General features: G+C 72.1%; 21 protein-coding genes and 1 pseudogene. 11 read left to right on the top strand and 11 right to left on the bottom strand.

Annotation, left to right across the window (positions count from 1 at the left end):
* Positions 1–622 (top strand): annotated as a pseudogene (locus IF88_RS0120795) (hypothetical protein); the annotation flags it as partial.
* Here IF88_RS0120795 and IF88_RS0120790 read toward each other — a convergent pair.
* Both IF88_RS0120790 and IF88_RS0120785 read right to left on the bottom strand, forming a co-directional pair.
* Positions 592–960: a cupin domain-containing protein gene (locus tag IF88_RS0120790; RefSeq protein WP_030714318.1), complete on the bottom strand. Its 369-nt coding sequence runs from the start codon at positions 958–960 to the stop codon at positions 592–594. The pseudogene IF88_RS0120795 and the gene IF88_RS0120790 sit on opposite strands and share 31 nt — an antisense overlap.
* 116 nt (positions 961–1,076) lie before the next feature.
* Complete coding sequence (locus IF88_RS0120785) at positions 1,077–1,811, bottom strand: dienelactone hydrolase (RefSeq protein ID WP_037806462.1); 735 nt, start codon at positions 1,809–1,811, stop codon at positions 1,077–1,079.
* Positions 1,812–1,925: 114 nt separating this feature from the next.
* On the opposite strand from IF88_RS0120785, the gene IF88_RS0120780 reads away from it, so the two are divergent.
* The 3 genes from IF88_RS0120780 to IF88_RS0120770 all read left to right on the top strand — a co-directional run bounded on the left by IF88_RS0120780 (position 1,926) and on the right by IF88_RS0120770 (position 4,379).
* A complete protein-coding gene (locus tag IF88_RS0120780) occupies positions 1,926–3,074 on the top strand; it encodes an adenosine deaminase (RefSeq protein WP_030714312.1) in 1,149 nt (382 codons plus the stop codon).
* A gap of 139 nt (positions 3,075–3,213) precedes the next feature.
* Positions 3,214–3,477: a hypothetical protein gene (locus tag IF88_RS0120775; RefSeq protein ID WP_030714310.1), complete on the top strand. Its 264-nt coding sequence runs from the start codon at positions 3,214–3,216 to the stop codon at positions 3,475–3,477.
* Positions 3,478–3,605: 128 nt separating this feature from the next.
* Positions 3,606–4,379 carry a hypothetical protein gene (locus tag IF88_RS0120770; RefSeq protein WP_234323615.1) on the top strand — a complete coding sequence of 258 codons (774 nt, stop codon included), beginning with the start codon at positions 3,606–3,608 and terminating at the stop codon, positions 4,377–4,379.
* A 58-nt stretch (positions 4,380–4,437) separates the two neighbouring features.
* On the opposite strand, the gene IF88_RS0120765 is transcribed toward IF88_RS0120770, so the two are convergent.
* The 5 genes from IF88_RS0120765 to IF88_RS0120745 all read right to left on the bottom strand — a co-directional run bounded on the left by IF88_RS0120765 (position 4,438) and on the right by IF88_RS0120745 (position 7,720).
* A complete protein-coding gene (locus IF88_RS0120765; RefSeq protein ID WP_030714303.1) occupies positions 4,438–4,638 on the bottom strand; it encodes a PspC domain-containing protein in 201 nt (66 codons plus the stop codon).
* A 56-nt stretch (positions 4,639–4,694) separates the two neighbouring features.
* Positions 4,695–5,285, bottom strand: a complete 591-nt coding sequence (locus tag IF88_RS0120760; protein WP_030714301.1) for a VanZ family protein — start codon at positions 5,283–5,285, stop codon at positions 4,695–4,697.
* Between the two features lie 85 nt (positions 5,286–5,370).
* A complete protein-coding gene (locus tag IF88_RS0120755; RefSeq protein WP_030714300.1) occupies positions 5,371–6,009 on the bottom strand; it encodes a PH domain-containing protein in 639 nt (212 codons plus the stop codon).
* A 25-nt stretch (positions 6,010–6,034) separates the two neighbouring features.
* Positions 6,035–6,670, bottom strand: coding sequence for a class F sortase (locus IF88_RS0120750; protein ID WP_030714298.1), 636 nt, complete (start codon positions 6,668–6,670; stop codon positions 6,035–6,037).
* Between the two features lie 84 nt (positions 6,671–6,754).
* Complete coding sequence (locus tag IF88_RS0120745; protein WP_030714296.1) at positions 6,755–7,720, bottom strand: hypothetical protein; 966 nt, start codon at positions 7,718–7,720, stop codon at positions 6,755–6,757.
* Positions 7,721–7,963: 243 nt separating this feature from the next.
* Here IF88_RS0120745 and deoC point away from each other — a divergent pair, with 243 nt between their 5' ends.
* From deoC to IF88_RS0120730, 3 genes are read left to right on the top strand one after another with little or no spacing between them, the layout of a single operon-like run.
* Positions 7,964–8,926 carry a deoxyribose-phosphate aldolase gene (gene deoC, locus IF88_RS0120740; RefSeq protein WP_030714293.1) on the top strand — a complete coding sequence of 321 codons (963 nt, stop codon included), beginning with the start codon at positions 7,964–7,966 and terminating at the stop codon, positions 8,924–8,926.
* Positions 8,927–8,931: 5 nt separating this feature from the next.
* Positions 8,932–10,368 carry an aldehyde dehydrogenase family protein gene (locus IF88_RS0120735; protein ID WP_030714290.1) on the top strand — a complete coding sequence of 479 codons (1,437 nt, stop codon included), beginning with the start codon at positions 8,932–8,934 and terminating at the stop codon, positions 10,366–10,368.
* Entirely contained in the window at positions 10,361–11,260 is a 900-nt protein-coding gene (locus IF88_RS0120730) for an aldehyde dehydrogenase family protein (RefSeq protein ID WP_030714287.1), read from the top strand. The genes IF88_RS0120735 and IF88_RS0120730 overlap by 8 nt, the downstream gene beginning before the upstream one ends.
* 71 nt (positions 11,261–11,331) lie before the next feature.
* On the opposite strand, the gene IF88_RS0120725 is transcribed toward IF88_RS0120730, so the two are convergent.
* The gene (locus tag IF88_RS0120725) at positions 11,332–11,685 is read right to left on the bottom strand and encodes a hypothetical protein (RefSeq protein ID WP_030714285.1); all 354 of its coding nucleotides are present in this window, start codon (positions 11,683–11,685) and stop codon (positions 11,332–11,334) included.
* Positions 11,686–11,754: 69 nt separating this feature from the next.
* Between IF88_RS0120725 and IF88_RS0120720 the strand changes: the two genes are divergently transcribed.
* On the top strand, positions 11,755–12,456 hold the full coding sequence (locus IF88_RS0120720; protein WP_078893018.1) for a uridine kinase family protein: 702 nt from the start codon (positions 11,755–11,757) through the stop codon (positions 12,454–12,456).
* Here IF88_RS0120720 and IF88_RS0120715 read toward each other — a convergent pair.
* The 3 genes from IF88_RS0120715 to IF88_RS0120705 form a co-directional block, all read right to left on the bottom strand.
* A complete protein-coding gene (locus IF88_RS0120715; RefSeq protein ID WP_030714280.1) occupies positions 12,453–12,899 on the bottom strand; it encodes a MarR family winged helix-turn-helix transcriptional regulator in 447 nt (148 codons plus the stop codon). The genes IF88_RS0120720 and IF88_RS0120715 overlap by 4 nt on opposite strands.
* Positions 12,900–12,904: 5 nt before the next feature.
* Positions 12,905–13,324 carry an SRPBCC family protein gene (locus IF88_RS0120710; RefSeq protein WP_030714277.1) on the bottom strand — a complete coding sequence of 140 codons (420 nt, stop codon included), beginning with the start codon at positions 13,322–13,324 and terminating at the stop codon, positions 12,905–12,907.
* 247 nt (positions 13,325–13,571) lie between these two features.
* Complete coding sequence (locus IF88_RS0120705; protein WP_030714274.1) at positions 13,572–14,267, bottom strand: SigE family RNA polymerase sigma factor; 696 nt, start codon at positions 14,265–14,267, stop codon at positions 13,572–13,574.
* A gap of 177 nt (positions 14,268–14,444) precedes the next feature.
* Here IF88_RS0120705 and afsQ1 point away from each other — a divergent pair, with 177 nt between their 5' ends.
* The 3 genes from afsQ1 to IF88_RS0120690 are packed head-to-tail and all read left to right on the top strand — an operon-like array spanning position 14,445 to position 17,249.
* Positions 14,445–15,122 (top strand): two-component system response regulator AfsQ1, encoded by a 678-nt coding sequence (gene afsQ1, locus IF88_RS0120700; RefSeq protein ID WP_063754818.1) that lies wholly within the window; start codon positions 14,445–14,447, stop codon positions 15,120–15,122.
* Complete coding sequence (locus tag IF88_RS0120695; protein WP_030714272.1) at positions 15,119–16,606, top strand: sensor histidine kinase; 1,488 nt, start codon at positions 15,119–15,121, stop codon at positions 16,604–16,606. The genes afsQ1 and IF88_RS0120695 overlap by 4 nt, the downstream gene beginning before the upstream one ends.
* Positions 16,599–17,249: a hypothetical protein gene (locus tag IF88_RS0120690; RefSeq protein WP_030714271.1), complete on the top strand. Its 651-nt coding sequence runs from the start codon at positions 16,599–16,601 to the stop codon at positions 17,247–17,249. The genes IF88_RS0120695 and IF88_RS0120690 overlap by 8 nt, the downstream gene beginning before the upstream one ends.
* The last annotated feature ends 183 nt before the right edge of the window (positions 17,250–17,432 follow it).

Genomic DNA, 17,432 nt, shown 5'->3' with positions numbered 1-17,432 from the left:
CACCACCCCCGCCCCCGGCCTCACCGCCCCCGGCCTCACCGCTTCCGGCCACGCGCTGCCGGTGGCCCTGGCCCCGCGGAGCGCCGCGGCCGTACGGGCCCTCGTACGCGCCGTCCTCGACCTCGCCCGCCACCGCGACGGCCCCTCGCACACCGGCGTCGTCCTCACCCCGTCCGGCCCCCGCCTCCTCGGGGTCCACGCCCGCCCGGGCCCCGAGGAGTTCGCGGGGCTGCTCCGGCTCGCCCACGGCATCGACGTGCTCGGCCTCGCGCTCGCCACCGGGCTCGGCCTGCCCGAGCCCGCGCGCGTGCCCCGCCCGCGCACCGCCCACGCCGGGCTGCGGTACGTGGACTTCCCGCCCGGCCGCCTCGACGGGGTGCGCGCGGCGCTCGCGGCCGCCCGCGCCGTGCCGGGCGTGGCCCGGGTGCAGCTGGAGATCCCGCCGGGCGCCCTGGTCCGCAGCGCTCCGACGGGCGCGCGCCACCACGCGTACGTCCTCGCCACCGCCCCGACGGCGGGCTCGCTGGCCCGCACCCTCGACCGGGCCGCCGCCCTGCTCCGGCAGGGGGCGCCGGGCGGCCTGCGGGGACCTCAGCCGGAAGGCTTCGCGAAGTTTCCGTAGCCCGTCCAGTCCAGGACGACGCACTGCTCGTCGCCCACGACCCAGGCGTCGTGCCCGGGCGGGATCCGGATGTAGTCGCCGGCCGCGACCTCGGCGCTGTCGCCGTCGTCCATGACGATCTTCATGCGGCCGCTCACGACGTACCCGGTGTGGTCGCCCAGGCAGCTGTCCGTACCGGCCAGCGGCTTGATGTGCTCGGACCACTTCCAGCCCGGCTCGAAGACGGCGCGCCCGACCATGCCGCCGTCCGCCTCCACCAGGTCCAGTCGGCCCTTGCCGTCCTCGAACGGCCGGGTCTCGTCCGCCTCGTCGAAGTTCTTGGACACCAGGCCCACCATGGTCATCGCCTCCGTCGGAGAAGCGCCCGAGTCCTTCTTCCCCACTCTACGCGCGGGTCCGTCCTCCGTGCCGGGCTCGCGCCGCGGGCGCACCCGCGCGAGCCCGGCACCCGCCGTCATCTGCGCAGCGACCTGCCGAAGCCGGAGGCGAGCGGCATCCGCAGGCCCAGCGGCGGCGGCGCGGCCAGGGCGTCGGTCACCGGCCGCGAGTAGCGCCCCGAGAACATCGCACCCAGGACGAAGTCCACGGCCAGCGACACCACTTCGGCCTGGTGCTCGCGCAGTCCGTGGCCGTCCGAATGCACCTCGAAGCGGCAGGTAGAACGATTCGCCTTCTTCGCCCGCGCCGCCAGCCGGAAGGAGGTCTCGGGGTCACTGCGCGCGTCGTTGGTCCCGTGCACGATCAACACCTGCCGCCCCGACAGCTGTTTCACCGGTTCAGGGGAGTCCTGGGTCGCCGCCCCGTCTAAACAGGGGGCCATCGCCAGAACCGAGTTGACGGCCGCGTGCCCCGCCGCGCGCAGCGCGGCCGCGCCCCCCGCGCCGTAGCCGGCCAGGCACACCGGCACGTCCCCGTACCGCCGCACCACCTCGTCCGCCGCCCACCCCGCCTGCTCCTCCCGCGACGACTCCCCGCCGTGGATGACGGTGTGCGTGACCAGCCCCTCCGCCCCGCCCGCCCGGGCCAGGGCCCGCGCGAGCGGACGTACTGGACCGGGGGAGAATCTGGACGCTCCGGGAAGCAGGAGCACCACCCCGTTGACCGGGCTTTCCGTCGAACCCGAGCCGGTTCTCGCGCCGGCCGCCCGCCCCAGACGGGCCCCGCGCGCCGGCGGCGCATGCTGTGCCATGGCGGAACAGTCTCAGACGTCGAGGTGTACGCCATCCGTCCGCGCGGTCTCTGTTACATATCGACGCTCGCCGTCGGCACCCCGCTCTACGCGCGTAGGAGCTAGAGTGCGCAGATGACGAGCGAGACCCCCAACCTGCCGACCCCGGATCAGATCCGCCGCTCCCCGAAGGTGCTCCTGCACGATCACCTCGACGGTGGACTGCGCCCCGGGACCATCATCGAGCTGGCCCGCGAGGTCGGCTACGAGAACCTCCCCGAGACCGACGCCGACAAGCTCGGCATCTGGTTCCGCGAAGCGGCCGACTCCGGCTCCCTCCCGCGCTACCTGGAGACCTTCGCGCACACGTGCGCGGTCATGCAGACGAAGGCCGCCCTCTTCCGGGTCGCCGCCGAGTGCGCCGAGGACCTGGCCGAGGACGGCGTCGTGTACGCCGAGATCCGCTACGCCCCCGAGCAGCACCTGGAAGCCGGCCTGACCCTCGAAGAGGTCGTCGAGGCCGTGAACGACGGCTTCCGTGAGGGCGAGCGCCGTGCGAAGGCCAACGGCCACCGCATCCGCATCGGCGCCCTGCTGACCGCGATGCGCCACGCCGCCCGTGCGCTGGAGATCGCCGAGCTGGCGAACCGCTACCGCGACAACGGCGTCGTCGGCTTCGACATCGCCGGCGCCGAGGCCGGGTTCCCTCCCACCCGCCACCTCGACGCCTTCGAGTACCTCAAGCGCGAGAACAACCACTTCACCATCCACGCGGGCGAGGCCTTCGGCCTGCCGTCGATCTGGCAGGCCCTCCAGTGGTGCGGCGCCGACCGCCTCGGTCACGGCGTGAAGATCATCGATGACATCGAGGTCGCCGCTGACGGTTCCGTGACCCTGGGCCGCCTGGCCTCGTACGTCCGGGACAAGCGCATCCCCCTGGAGATGTGCCCGACCTCGAACCTGCAGACGGCCGCGGCCGCCTCGTACGCCGAGCACCCGATCGGCCTGCTGCGGAAGCTGCACTTCAGGCTCACGGTCAACACCGACAACCGGCTGATGAGCGGCACCAGCATGAGCCGCGAGTTCGAGCACCTGGTGGACACCTTCGGCTACACGCTGGACGACATGCAGTGGTTCACCGTCAATGCGATGAAGTCCGCGTTCATTCCTTTCGATGAACGACTGGCCATGATCAACGAGGTCATCAAGCCCGGCTACGCGGAGCTGAAGTCGGAGTGGCTGTTCCAGCAGACCGCTTCCACCAGCCGTTCTGTATCGGCCTAGGCCACGGATTGACGTACTGAAAGCGCCCGGGAGAGGCAATTCCCGGGCGCTTTCTCGTATTTAATGATGTTTGCGGGCGAGGGTTTGAAGTGACTAGTTTGCGGAGCCGCTCAATTCCCCGTCGCAAGGAATACCTTTCATGAAGCAGTCAGCTGCCAAGACCCTCGGTGTCGCCGCTCTCGGTGCCGCCTTCGCCGCCGTCGCCGCCGGTACCGCTTCCGCCGCCGTTCCCGCGGTCGGCCTCACCGACCTGGCCAGCACCGCCACCGGCGCGCTCCAGAGCGTCACCAGCCAGCAGCAGGTGAGCCCCGAGGGAGGCCAGCAGTCGAGCGACCCGGCTTCCGCGCTCGCCCCGGTGACCGGTCTGCTCGGCGGTCTGCCGACCAGCAACCTCGGCGGCTGATTCCGTACGGAATTCGCACGCGGGCACGCGTGGCGCACACCCCTTCGAGCGGGTGGGCGCCGCGTCGTGCCGTGTGCCACGATCGCCACCAACTGCCCGCCGACGTAAGCGGTATGAGGTCTTTGGTCATGCGCAACAAGGCACGAGCGACGATGGTCGCGCTGGTCCCCGCCCTGCTCGTCGCGGCGGTGGGGTGCGGCGGCGGGACCCCCGCCACGGACAAGGACCGGGACCCCAAGGGTTCCGCCGAACAGCCCTCCGGCGCGCCCGGCGCCCCGGCGGCGTCCGCCGGTTCGACGGGATCACCGGGATCCGCCAAGCCGAAGACCGGCGGCACCAAGCTGGACCGCTCCGCGCTGGAACAGGGCGACCTGCCCGGCTACCAGATCTCCGCCCAGGGCAAGAACCCCAATGCCCCGGACGGTCAGCCGCAGGCCGACCGCAAGGCCTGCCAGCCGCTGGCCGACATCATGGGGGACAAGCCGGACCCGGCCGCGCGCCAGACCCTCAACCGCGGCATCGGCTCCCAGAGGCAGGTCGGGCTCGCCGTGTCCGCCTCCGTCAGCTCCTACGCCGAGAGCGACGCCAAGACGCTGATCGCCCGGCTCAAGGCCGCCGTGGCCGCCTGCGGCAAGGGCTTCACCGCCACCGTCGAGAAGCAGACCGGCAGCTACCGCGAGGTGCGGGCCGTCGACTACCGGACGAGCGCCGACGAGAGCGTCAGCTGGACCACGACCGCGTCCGGTCAGGGCGTCTCGGCGCCGGTCCACCTGGTCGTCGCACGCGAGGGCGACACCGTCGTGCGGCTGATGGCCCTCAACGTGGCGGGGGCCGACAAGAAGGGCCAAGTCCCGCAGGAAGTGACCGACAAGCAGCTGGAAAAGGTCCGGAAGGCCGGCTGACCCGGCAGACCTCCCGACCGTCCCGACGGTCCCGGCGGCCGCCGGTCGCGGCCGCCGGTCACCAGGCGGTGGAGGCGGACTTCTCGTTCGGCAGCAGCACCCACAGCGCGATGTAGACCAGGAACTGCGGACCGGGCAGCAGGCACGAGACCGCGAATATGACGCGCATCGTGTTCGCGGAAATTCCGAAACGCCTGGCCAGTCCGGCGCACACTCCACCGATCCAGCGGCCGTCACGGGGGCGGACAAGGGCGCTCATGGGGTTCTCCTTCGTCGGGATCGCGGTATTGAAGACCGGTACGGCCTCGCGATGACTCAATACTCCCGCTGGACCGCCGACAGAACGTCGGTCCAGGGGCCGAGCCCGACCCTGGAAATCTTCGGGGTGGTCCCCTGATAAACAGTGTGTGAACGGGCGTGGGAACGCCGCAGCCGCGCCCGCAGCGCCGGTACGACGGCCACGTGCGCGAGCAGCACGCCGACGGTGCTCAGCAGCACCGAGTCCACGTCGACGACCTGGCCCGGCACGGCGGTCTGGAGCATCTCGATGCTCAGCGAGACCAGCGCGCCCGCGGCCGCGGTCCGGGCCAGCGAGGACCACGCGGACAGCGTCGACAGCGTGAGCCTTCCGTTGACCAGCGGCAGCAGCACCCCGAGCGGGGCCAGCAGGGCCAGCCCCTCGCCGATCCGCCGCGCGGCCTCCAGCGGCCCGTAGGCGAGGTCCGCCCGGATCCCCTCCAGGGGGGTCAGATTGGCGGCCGCGGCCCACGGCACGTCGAGCGGCCGCAGAGTCAGCCAGCCGACGACCAGGAGATGGGCGGCGAGCAGGACCCCGGCGAGGAGTCGGAGACGGAGATGGATCGCGGTGGCGGTGGCGGCGCTGCCGCCGGCCTCAAGACGCTGCACACCTGCGAGGACGCACCACCCGGTAGAGCCGGTTCCGCCCTGACGGGGGGTGTGGCCGGGAGCACCCGGCGCCCCTGCGGGCAGGTCAGCGGACGGCGATGAGGACGATCAGCGCCAGCGCGCCGACCACGGCGGGCGCGATGATCTCGTACGACCAGTGCACGCGCACGCCGCCCTGGGCACCGGCCCGCTCGGCGCCGCGTTCGGCCATCCGCTGCAGCTCGTCCACGATCCGGTCCGCGCCGGCCCGCATCGGCTCGGCGGGCATCCGGGGCTTCTCGCCCGGGCTGCGCTGCTCCCGGTCCCGGTGCCCCTCGTAGCGCAGCCGCTGCCGGTTCGCCTTCTTCCGCTCGCGCAGTGAGACGGGCACGGACCACAGCTGGTACTTCGACCCCTCGGCCAGCACCTCCGCCGAGTAGCCGGCGCGCACCGCGTCCACGGCCGCCCAGGGCAGCTCGATGATCCGGAAGGGGTTGCGCACGCGCATCCGGTCGTCGTTGGCGAAGACGGCCGGGCGGATCGTGAACGCCACGATCAGCGGAACGGCGCACAGCGCCACCGCCAGCGCGATCCACGGGGTGTTCCCCGAGCCGCGCAGTACGGCGTCACCGCAGAGCCACGCCGTCAGCGCGAGCAGCAGGACCCCCGAGACGACGCCCATGGTGGAGCGGTAGACCCGGTCCTTGTAGACCGGCTCATCGGTCGGCTGCTGCTGGCTGCTCATGGGGTCGATTCTGCCCCACGCCATCTCAGCCCACGAGATCGGCGTACAGGATGATGTTGTCGGGCCGGTGGCCGTCGGTGATCTCCCCGCCGCAGGTGATGACGCGCAGCTCGGGGCGGGCGGTGTCCCCGTACACCTTGGCGGTCGGGAACGCCTTCTTGTCCACCTGCTCCAGCTCGCGGACACGGAAGACGGCGGTGCTGCCGTCCGCCCGCGAGACCGTGATCTCCTCGCCGGCGCGCACGCGCGCGACGTCCTTCAGCACGGCCGGGCCGCGCGCGGTGTCGAAGTGGCCGATCAGCACGGCGGGTCCGGTCTCGCCCGGGGTGACGCCCTTCGTGTACCAGCCGATCTTGTCGCCGTCGGCCACGGAGGGCACCTCCACGCTGCCGTCGGCGGCCAGACCCAGCCCCAGCAGCGGTGAGGCGTCCACACCGGCCGCGGGGATCCGTACGCGTACGGGCTTGGAGGCGGGCAGCGGGGCGGCCGCCACCGGGGCCGCGGGAGCGGTGGTGGGCGAGATCGAGGGCGGGGCGCTGGACGCGGCGGCGCCCGGGGCGGCCGTCCCGGGCGCGGGCGCGGTGGAGGTGGCCGTGCCGCAGCCGGTCAGGGCGGCGGCGAGGAGGGCGGCGGCGAGCAGCGGGCGCGCGCGGTGGGCCATGGAGTGCTCCGGAGACGGCAGTCGGCGGGCCACCGGATCGGTGGCCCGCCGGGGGAGGGCAGGAGGGGAGGTGATGAGGGGCCGTCAGCCCTGGGCGGCGCGGCGGCGGCGCAGGACCACGCTGGCGGCCAGGGCGCCGAAGGCGGCGATCAGAGCGCCGCCGGCCACCATGGTGGCGGTGTCGCCGGTGTCCGAGACGGTCTCGACCGGGAGCTCGGCGCCGGCGGCCACCGGGCCCTTGGGGACCACAGACGTCTGGCCCGCGGTCTGCGGCTTCACCGGAGCGGGGGTGGAGGTGGGGGCGGGGGTGGCGGGCTTCGTCACCGGCTTGTCGTCGGTGAACTTGTAGCTCGGCTTGCAGCCCTTGGGGAACGCGGGGAACGCGACCCGGCCGACCGTGTCGTTGCCGCCCTGCGTCTTCCACTCGAAGACGGGCTTGGCGCCGCTCGGGTTCACGATCCGGGCGATGATGCCCGCGGACTCGGGCAGCGAGGGGTGGGTGCGGTCCAGCTGGTCGAAGGGCTTGCCGTCGCCGGCTTCCAGGAGGACCACCTTCGGGCCCAGCTCGGAGACGTACAGCTCGGCCGTCATGCCCGCGCCGATGTCCTGCCCGACCGGACCGACCCGGCAGTCCGTGCCGGCCTCGCCGGCGGGCAGCGGGTAGGACTTGGCGTTCCCGTCCGCGGCGGTGACGACGAGCACGGGGTTGGCGCTCGCGGCCTTGGTGAGTTCGAGGTCCAGGCTCTTGGCCTTGTCGTGGGGCTGGGTCCGGTCCAGCTTCGTCACGACGTGGACCAGGTAGGTGTCGCCGGGCTTCCAGTCGGGGCCGACCTCGCGGATCCAGGCCTCGGGGCCCTCCTCCTTGTTGCGCAGCACCGCGACCAGGCCCTCCCCGATGTAGACGGGCTTGCCCTCGTAGCGGCTGTTGTCCGACGCCGCGGCCGACTGCGGGGCCGTGGCGGGCGCGGCGAACGCGGCGCCGGCGGTCGGGACGAGCATCGCGCCGGCGAGGGCGACGGTGACGATCGAGGTGCGGAGGGCGGTACGCATAACGACTCCTGGAGCGTGGGTGAGGAGAGTGGCGGAGAGTCGCATGCCGCGTTGAGTCTGTTCGGTCTGGTGCACCGGGTCAGGTGTGGCGGGCTGCTGAAGAGAAAACTATGGACTCCGTGCGTGCGGACGATCTTGCTCCTGTCATGGCCGCGTAACAGCAAACGGGGCCCTCGGTTCCGAATGAATCGGAGGGCGGGGGTGACAGGTCGCTACGCGCGTAGATATGCTCATGTGGTGACCATGCCCACCACCCTCACCGCATTCGCTGACGTGACGACGTCCGACAGTGCGCTGCGCCGCTTCCTGCACGGGCTGCCCGGCGTCGACACTGTCGGCCTGGAGGCCCGCGCGGCCTCCCTCGGCACCCGTTCGATCAAGACGACGGCCAAGGCGTACGCCATCGACCTGGCCATCTCGATGATCGACCTGACGACGCTCGAAGGCGCGGACACCCCGGGCAAGGTCCGGGCGCTCTCCGCCAAGGCCGTCAACCCCGATCCGACCGACCGTACGACGCCCATGACCGCCGCGGTCTGCGTCTACCCCGACATGGTGGCCACCGCCAAGGCCGCGCTGAACGGCGCCGACGTCAAGGTCGCCTCCGTCGCCACCGCCTTCCCGGCCGGCCGCGCCGCGCTGCCCGTCAAGCTCGCGGACACCCGTGACGCCGTCGCCGCCGGCGCCGACGAGATCGACATGGTCATCGACCGTGGCGCCTTCCTCGCCGGTCGCTACCTGGAGACGTACGAGCTGATCAAGGCCATCAAGGAGGCCTGCGTCCGTCCCGACGGCACCGCGGCCCGCCTCAAGGTCATCTTCGAGACCGGCGAGCTGTCGACCTACGACAACATCCGCCGCGCCTCCTGGATCGGCATGCTCGCGGGCGCCGACTTCATCAAGACGTCGACGGGCAAGGTGGGCGTCAACGCCACCCCCGCGAACACCCTGCTCATGCTCGAAGCCGTCCGCGACTTCCGGGAGCAGACTGGAATCCAGATCGGCGTGAAGCCGGCCGGCGGCATCCGCACCACCAAGGACGCGATCAAGTTCCTGGTCCTGGTCAATGAGACCGTGGGCGAGGACTGGCTGAGCAACCACTGGTTCCGCTTCGGCGCCTCCAGCCTGCTCAACGACCTGTTGATGCAGCGCCAGAAGCTGAGCACCGGCCGTTACTCCGGTCCCGACTACGTGACGGTGGACTGATCACCATGGCATCTGCATTCGAGTACGCACCGGCTCCCGAGTCCCGCTCGGTCGTCGACATCGCCCCCTCCTACGGTCTCTTCATCGACGGCGAGTTCACCGACGCCGCCGACGGCAGGGTCTTCAAGACCGTCTCGCCGTCGTCCGAGGAGGTCCTCGCCGAGGTCGCCCAGGCCGGCGCCGCCGACGTGGACCGCGCCGTGAAGGCCGCCCGCAAGGCCTTCGAGAAGTGGTCCGCGCTGCCCGGCTCCGAGCGCGCCAAGTACCTCTTCCGCATCGCCCGGATCATCCAGGAGCGCAGCCGCGAGCTCGCCGTCCTGGAGACCCTGGACAACGGCAAGCCGATCAAGGAGACCCGCGACGCGGACCTCCCGCTCGTCGCCGCGCACTTCTTCTACTACGCGGGCTGGGCCGACAAGCTCGACCACGCGGGCTACGGGGCCAACCCGCGCCCGCTGGGCGTGGCCGGTCAGGTCATCCCCTGGAACTTCCCGCTCCTGATGCTCGCGTGGAAGATCGCCCCGGCGCTCGCCACCGGCAACACGGTCGTGCTGAAGCCGGCGGAGACGACCCCCCTCTCGGCGCTGTTCTTCGCGGACATCTGCCGCCAGGCGGGCCTGCCCAAGGGCGTCGTGAACATCCTCACCGGGTACGGCGACGCGGGCGCGGCCCTCGTCGAGCACCCCGACGTCAACAAGGTCGCCTTCACCGGCTCGACCGCCGTGGGCAAGAAGATCGCCCGCCACGTCGCCGGCACCGACAAGAAGGTCACCCTGGAGCTGGGCGGCAAGGGCGCCAACATCGTCTTCGACGACGCCCCCATCGACCAGGCCGTCGAGGGCATCGTCAACGGCATCTTCTTCAACCAGGGCCAGGTCTGCTGCGCGGGCTCCCGCCTGCTGGTCCAGGAGTCGATCCACGACGAGCTGCTGGACTCGCTCAAGCGCCGCCTGTCCACGCTGCGCCTGGGCGACCCGCTCGACAAGAACACCGACATCGGCGCGATCAACTCCGCCGAGCAGCTCGCCCGGATCACCGCGCTCGCGGAGACCGGCGAGGCCGAGGGCGCCGAGCGCTGGTCCCCGGCGTGCGAGCTGCCGTCCGCCGGCTACTGGTTCGCCCCGACGCTCTTCACGAACGTCACCCAGGCGCACACCGTCGCCCGCGACGAGATCTTCGGCCCGGTGCTGTCCGTGCTGACCTTCCGCACGCCCGACGAGGCCGTCGCGAAGGCCAACAACAGCCAGTACGGCCTCTCCGCCGGCATCTGGACGGAGAAGGGCAGCCGCATCCTAGCGGTCGCGAACAAGCTCCGCGCGGGCGTCGTCTGGGCCAACACGTTCAACAAGTTCGACCCGACCTCGCCCTTCGGCGGCTACAAGGAGTCGGGCTTCGGCCGCGAGGGCGGCCGCCACGGCCTGGAGGGCTACCTCGATGTCTGAGTCGTCGTCGGCGCGTCTGAGCGTCTTCAAGACCTACAAGCTGTACGTCGGGGGCAAGTTCCCCCGCTCCGAGAGCGGCCGGGTGTACGAGGTGAGCGACTCGAAGGGCAACTGGGTGGCCAACGCGCCGCTGTCCTCCCGCAAGGACGCCCGTGACGCGGTCGTCGCGGCCCGCAAGGCCTTCGGCGGCTGGTCGGGCGCGACCGCGTACAACCGCGGCCAGATCCTCTACCGCATCGCCGAGATGCTGGAGGGCCGCCGCGACCAGTTCGTCCGCGAGGTCGGCGAGGCCGAGGGCCTGTCCAAGTCGAAGGCCGGCGCCGTCGTGGACGCCGCCATCGACCGCTGGGTCTGGTACGCGGGCTGGACCGACAAGATCGGCCAGATCGTGGGCGGGGCCAACCCGGTCGCGGGTCCGTTCTTCAACCTCTCCACCCCGGAACCGACCGGTGTCGTGACCGTGATCGCCCCCCAGGACTCGTCCTTCCTGGGCCTGGTTTCGGTGATCGCCCCGGTCATCGCGACCGGCAACACGGCGGTCGTGATCACCTCCGAGAAGTCCCCGCTGCCGGCCCTCTCCCTGGGCGAGGTGCTCGCCACCTCCGACCTGCCCGGCGGCGTGGTCAACATCCTGTCCGGCAAGGCCGCCGAGATGGGCCCGCACCTGGCGTCCCACCAGGACGTCAACGCGATCGACCTGGCCGGAGCCGACGCGGCGCTGGCCAAGGAGCTGGAGATCGCGGCGGCCGACAACCTCAAGCGCGTCCTGCGTCCACAGCCTGTGGACGACTGGAGCGCCGACCCGGGCACGTCGCGCATGACGGCGTTCCTGGAGACCAAGACGGTCTGGCACCCGACGGGGTCGCTGGGCTCGGGCGGCTCGTCCTACTAGGACCGGCGCCCGTACGAGACCGGCCCCGGCAGCGTCCCCCGTGCTGCCGGGGCCTTCGCGTACCCGCTTCCCTACTTCTTGGGGAGCACCGGCCCGAGCAGCGAGGAGACCGCGGCGCCGGGCAGCTCGCCGACGGACGGCCCCTGGGTCAGCACGCCGGTGACCATGCCGGTGCCGACGGCGGGGAAGTCCGCGACCTGCGTGGCCACGCCGTTGTCCAGCGGATCCACGCCGGTGTGGGCGAGCGGGTTCACCTTGAGGTTCGCGACGGGCTCGGTGACCCCGGCCAGAGCCGCCGGTACGTCGAGATCACTGGCCTGGGCACCCCCCGCGGCCATCGCGAGCGCGGCGCCCGCCATCGAGACCGTCAGGCCCGCGGAACGGAGCCGGCTGCTTGCGGAGGAGGCTGCTGCGTGGCGTGCCATGGGATTCCCACCCTGTGCTCGTCTGTGGTGCGCCGTAGTCGTACGCGCACGCAGCGTAGTGGAGGTGTGATCCTCGATACCAACCGGTCACCGGAGGCATCCCCTGAGCGGGGGAATGGTTCACACTTGTGTTCCGTGAGCTCCTCCTCTCCTTCGCCTACGCGTGTCGTGCTCCTGACCGGACCCTCGGGGTCCGGCAAGTCCTCGCTGGCGGCCCGTTCGGGTCTGCCCGTGCTGCGTCTGGACGACTTCTACAAGGAGGCGGACGACCCGACCCTCCCGCTGGTCGAGGGCAGTTCGGACATCGACTGGGACTCCCCGCTGTCGTGGGACGCGGACACCGCCGTCGCGGCGATCGAGGAGCTGTGCGCGGTGGGCCGCACCGACGTCCCGGTGTACGACATCGCGACGTCCTCGCGGACCGGGGCGGAGTCGCTGGACATCGCGCGGACCCCGCTGTTCATCGCGGAGGGCATCTTCGCCGCGGACATCGCCGTCCGGTGCCGGGAACTGGGGCTGCTCGCGGACGCCATCTGCCTGCGCGGGCGGCCGTCCACCACCTTCCGTCGACGGCTGGCGCGCGACCTGCGCGAGGGCCGCAAGTCGGCTCTGTTCCTGCTGCGGCGCGGCCTGCGGCTGATGCGGGCGGAGCGGGGCATCGTGGCGCGCCACATCGCGCTGGGCGCGCACGCGTGCGGCCGCGACGAGGCCCTCGGCCGGCTCGCCGCGGCCGCCGCCGGCCGCCACCGCCACGCGCCCACTCCCGCCTAGGACGGCTGGCCTCCGTCCGGCCCGCCGTCCTCCGCGGCCAGGCGGCCGAGGAGGGCCACCGCGTCCTCGACCGGGACCGGTCCGAAGAACCGTGCGTCGACCTCCTCGACGGCCGCGATCGCGCGGGGGGCCAGGTCGGCGCCGAGGTCGGTCACGCGCAGCCGCCTGGCGCGCGTGTCGGCCGGGTCCACCTCGCGTTCGATGAGGCCCTTCTTCTCCAGGGTGCGCAGCACCTGGGACGTCATCTTCACGTCCGTGCCCGCCTGGCGGGCGACGGCCAGCTGGTTGGGCCGCTGGCCCCGGCCGTTCAGCCACCAGGTGCAGGCCAGCAGGACGAACTGCACGTGGGTCAGGTCGAGCGGGGCCAAGGCGGCGGCGATGTCCCGCTGCCAGCGCAGCGTGACGTGCCAGAGCAGGAACCCGGGGCTCTCGCCGGGCTTCAAGGCGCTCAGCCCCGCGCCGCGAGGCGTACGAGCGCGGCCATCGTGTCGGGCCAGTCCGCGGTGATGCCGGGGCCGATCCGCGGCCCGGCCTCGGCGGCGCCCTCGCCGGTGATCTCCATCCGGTACACCACCCGGGTGCGGCCCTGACCGAGCGGGACGAGCCGGTGCGTGGTGCGCAGGACGAGCGGTCCGAACCGGGCCTCGTCGGTGAAGTGCTCACCCTCGCCGAGCTCGGTGACGGTCAGTTCCACCGGATCCTCGCCGGGCGGGGTCATCGTGATCCCGGCGCCCTCGGCGAACGGGCCCCGGAGTTCGATCTTCTCGATCTCCCCGTTCCAGGCGCCCCAGTTCTCCACGTCGCTCCAGAGCCGCCAGATCGCCTCGGGTGCGGCTCCGGTCTCGATGTCGTGCTCGTACTCCCACATGACGGTCTCCTCGCGCTGGGCTTCAGAATATCTACGAACAGATTATCTGCGCGCAGACTATCTGTCCAGGAGTCGCCGCCGCACCCGCCGCGCCGGGGAGCGGCAAGGCGCCTGCCGCCCGGCCCCGCACATGCGAAAAGGCGGGATCAGGCGGACCCCCGGCCGCTTGATCCCGCCTTTCCCCCCGCGGCCCCCGTCCCACCCCCGCAGGACGGGCCCCCTGGCCCGATGGTCTGTGTGCGCCGCCTTACGCGACGAGCTCCTCGAAGGACTCCGCCTCGTCACGGCCGAAGCTCAGCGCCTCGTCCTCCCGCAGGCGGCGCAGCGAGCGCCAGATGCTCGACTTCACCGTGCCGACGCTGATCCCGAGGATCTCCGCGATCTCCGGGTCCGTACGGCCCTCGTAGTAGCGCAGCACCAGCATCGTGCGCTGCGGCTCCGGGATCCGGGTCAGGGCCTGCCACAGGACCGCGCGCAGCTCCGTACCGCGCATCGCGTCCGTGTCGGAGGCCGTCTCCGGCAGCTCCTCCGTCGGGTACTCGTTCAGCTTCCGCCGACGCCACGCGCTGATGTGCAGGTTGGTCATCGTGCGGCGCAGGTACCCGCCGACGGCCGCCTTGTCGCTGATCCGGTCCCAGGCGCGGTACGTGGAGAACAGCGCGCTCTGCAGCAGGTCCTCGGCCTCGTAGCGGTCGCCGGTGAGGTGGAAGGCCGTCGCGTACAGGGCGGCCCGCCGCTCCTGGACGTAGGCCGTGAACTCCGCCTCCGAGGTGGAGGACGGCGTGTGCTGGGCGGGAACCGCCTGGTACTGGTTTGCGTCAATGGCTACGACGTGGGCCGGCCGGGGACGGGCGACCGCCACCGTACGGACACCCGCCCGGCGGTTCACATCGTGCAGCCGCGTGACAACCGCGCTGGTGTTGGTGCTGTGCAGCGTGTTCATCTCGCGCCCCCCGTCGTGGAGTGTCTGTGCTTCGGTCCGTTGTGCGTTGGTAGAAGACTGCCCCGCCGACTTAACCGGGGTGTCCGTCGACTGTCACAGCCCTGTCACAGCGACTTCCGTACGATCGCCTCCCCGCGACGGTCGAACTCCCGACTGTCGATGGGACAGAATGAGCCCGTGCCTTTCCTGTTGCTGATCGAGGACGACGACGCCATCCGCACGGCCCTCGAGCTCTCCCTGTCTCGCCAGGGCCACCGTGTGGCCACCGCGGCGACGGGCGAGGACGGCCTGAAACTGCTGCGCGAGCAGCGGCCGGATCTGATCGTGCTGGACGTGATGCTGCCCGGGATCGACGGTTTCGAGGTGTGCCGGCGGATCCGGCGCACCGACCAGCTGCCGATCATCCTGCTCACCGCGCGCAGCGATGACATCGACGTGGTCGTGGGCCTGGAGTCCGGGGCCGACGACTACGTGGTCAAGCCCGTCCAGGGCCGGGTCCTCGACGCCCGCATCCGGGCCGTCCTGCGCCGCGGCGAGCGCGAGTCGAGCGACTCGGCGAGCTTCGGCTCCCTGGTCATCGACCGCGCGGCCATGACGGTCACCAAGAACGGCGAGGACCTCCAGCTCACCCCGACCGAGCTGCGGCTGCTCCTCGAACTGAGCCGCAGGCCCGGCCAGGCGCTGTCGCGCCAGCAGCTGCTGCGGCTGGTCTGGGAGCACGACTACCTCGGTGACTCGCGGCTCGTCGACGCCTGCGTCCAGCGGCTGCGCGCCAAGGTCGAGGACGTACCGTCCTCGCCCACCCTGATCCGTACCGTCCGGGGTGTCGGCTATCGCCTGGACTCCCCGCAGTGATCCGCGCGTTGCTCGCGGGCCGGCGCTGGACCAGCCTGCGGCTGCGGCTCCTCATCGTCTTCGCGCTGGTCGCCCTGACGGCCGCGGTCTCCGCGTCCGGGATCGCGTACTGGCTCAACCGGGAGGCCGTGCTCACCCGCGTCCAGGACGCGGCGCTGGGCGACTTCCGACAGGAGATGCAGAACCGTGCCGCCGCGCTGCCCGCCGACCCGACGCCGGAGGAGATGCAGCGCACCGCCGAGCTGATGGCGGGCAGCAGCCCCGGCTACAGCGTGCTGCTGGTGCACGAACGCAAGGACCACCGCGAGGTGTTCGGCGCGGCCGGTCCCGACTCCTTCGGGCTGCAGGACGTACCGAAGTCCCTCCGGAACGCCGTGAACGACGAGCAGAAGACGACCGCGGCGAACGACGCCGAGTACCACATGTACTGGCAGCGGACGAAGCCGAACGGCAACCCGTACCTGGTCGGCGGCACCCGGATCGTGGGCGGCGGGCCGACCGGCTACATGTACAAGTCGCTCGCCCAGGAGCGGGACGACCTGAACGCGCTCGCCTGGTCGCTGACGATCGCCACCGGTCTGGCGCTGCTCGGCTCCGCCCTGCTCGCGCAGGCCGCGGCCCGTACGGTGCTCAAGCCCGTGCAGCGGCTGGGAGACGCGGCCCGGCGGCTCGGCGAGGGCGAGCTGGACCACCGGCTGGACGTGTCCGGCACGGACGAACTCGCCGACCTGTCGCACACCTTCAACAAGACGGCCGAGGCGCTGGAGAAGAAGGTCGCCGACATGAGTGCGCGGGAGGAGTCCAGCCGGCGCTTCGTCGCGGACATGTCCCACGAACTGCGCACCCCGCTGACCGCGTTGACGGCGGTGGCGGAGGTGCTGGAGGAAGAGGTCGACGACCTCGACCCGATGATCGCGCCGGCGGTGGCGCTGGTCGTCAGCGAGACGCGGCGGCTGAACGACCTGGTGGAGAACCTGATGGAGGTCACCCGCTTCGACGCGGGTACGGCCAAGCTGGTGCTGGACGACGTCAACGTCGCCGACCAGGTCACGGCCTGCATCGACGCGCGGGCCTGGCTCGACGCGGTCGAACTCGACGCCGAACGGGACATCGTGGCCCGGCTCGACCCGCGCCGCCTCGACGTCATCCTCGCCAACCTGATCGGCAACGCCCTCAAGCACGGCGGCTCGCCGGTGCGGGTGTCGGTGACGGTGGACGGGGAGTGGCTGGTCATCGCGGTGCGGGACAACGGCCCGGGCATCCCCGAAGAGGTCCTGCCGCACGTCTTCGACCGTTTCTACAAGGCGAGCGCGTCGCGGCCGAAGTCGGACGGGAGCGGGCTGGGCCTGTCGATCGCCGTGGAGAACGCGCACATCCACGGCGGCGACATCACCGCCGCCAACGCGGCGGGGGGCGGGGCCCTGTTCACGCTGCGGCTGCCGGTGGACGTGGGGAAGGTGATCTCGGGTGACCTGGATGCGTAGGGCCCTGCCGGTGGTGCCGGCCGTGGTGGTCCCGCTCGTGGCGGTCGCCCTGCTCGCGACGTCGGGCTGTGGGATCAGGGCCACGACCGTGCCGGTGGACGTGGGGCCGGCCCCGTCACGCGTGTCGTGCGACACCCCGCCGGCGCCCGCCGGGCAGAGCGGGGTGCAGGGCTTCCGGGCCACGGTGGAACTGGTCTGCGGATCGCAGCTGGTGGGCGTGGAGCGAGTGATCCCGGTGCCCGAGAAGATGCCCGTACGGGAACCCGTGAGCCTGGTCGCGCAGGCGTTGCTGGAAGCGCTGGAGCAGCCGCCGAGCGCGGACGAGCGGGATGCCGGCTTCACGACCGGGGTCCCGGACGGACTCGCGGTGTCCGCGCCGCGCGCGGGCGATCCGGCGGGTACGGTGCGGCTGAGCCGCAAGCCGGAGGACCTGCCGCCGGTGGCGCTGTCGCAGGTCGTGTGCACGCTGGCGGGCAACGAGGCGGTGTCGGCGGGTCCGGGCCCGGTGGTTCTGGGCGGGCCGGACGCGGATCCGCCGCGGGCGTGGGAGTGCACGGAGGCGATGCGGTCGCGCCCGGAATCGGTGCCGACCCTGGGCGAGATCGTCCGCTCTTCGGCTTCCACCGGAGCCACGCCCCGCTGACCCCCGGGGCTTCGCCCCGGGTCCGGGCAGAGCCCGCAGGGACCCCCGGAAACGGCGAAGGCCCGGTCCCGCCGGACGGGGCGGGACGGGGCCGGACAGGGGCCGGAGCCCCGGCCCCGTGCCCGACGGACGGAGTCCGGCGCAGCGGCGCGAAGCCGGTGAGGCCCCCGGGGGCCGAGGCGC

The sequence above is a fragment of the Streptomyces sp. NRRL F-2580 genome (assembly GCF_000720115.1).
Taxonomy (GTDB): Bacteria; Actinomycetota; Actinomycetes; order Streptomycetales; family Streptomycetaceae; genus Streptomyces.
This window is presented reverse-complemented; position numbering and strand designations above follow the sequence as displayed.